At 43.1% G+C, this 304-nt stretch carries 1 rRNA gene; it reads right to left on the reverse strand.

Annotated features, from left to right (window positions below):
- Nucleotides 1–146: 146 nt before the first annotated feature.
- A 23S ribosomal RNA gene (locus AB4249_RS21640) occupies nucleotides 147–304 on the reverse strand; the annotation flags it as partial.

Consider the following 304-nt stretch of genomic DNA (forward strand, 5'->3'; position numbering starts at 1 on the left):
ATGGTCGCCAAGCAAATTTTGCTTTTACTTTCAGCTTTTTTAAAAACTGAAGGCAAAATAATCTGGAAAACTGATTTAAAAGTCTCTTTCAAACTCATTCAAGCGTTTGGTATTTCTTTGAGTCCACAAAACCCCTTGGGTGTTGTATGGTTAAGCCTCACGGGCAATTAGTACAGGTTAGCTCAATGCCTCGCAGCACTTACACACCCTGCCTATCAACGTCGTAGTCTACGACAACCCTTTAGGACGCTTATAGCGCCAGGGAAAACTCATCTCAAGGCTCGCTTCCCGCTTAGATGCTTTC

The sequence above is a fragment of the Vibrio sp. 10N.261.55.F4 genome, assembly GCF_041470465.1.
GTDB classification, from domain to species: Bacteria; Pseudomonadota; Gammaproteobacteria; order Enterobacterales; family Vibrionaceae; genus Vibrio; species Vibrio crassostreae_C.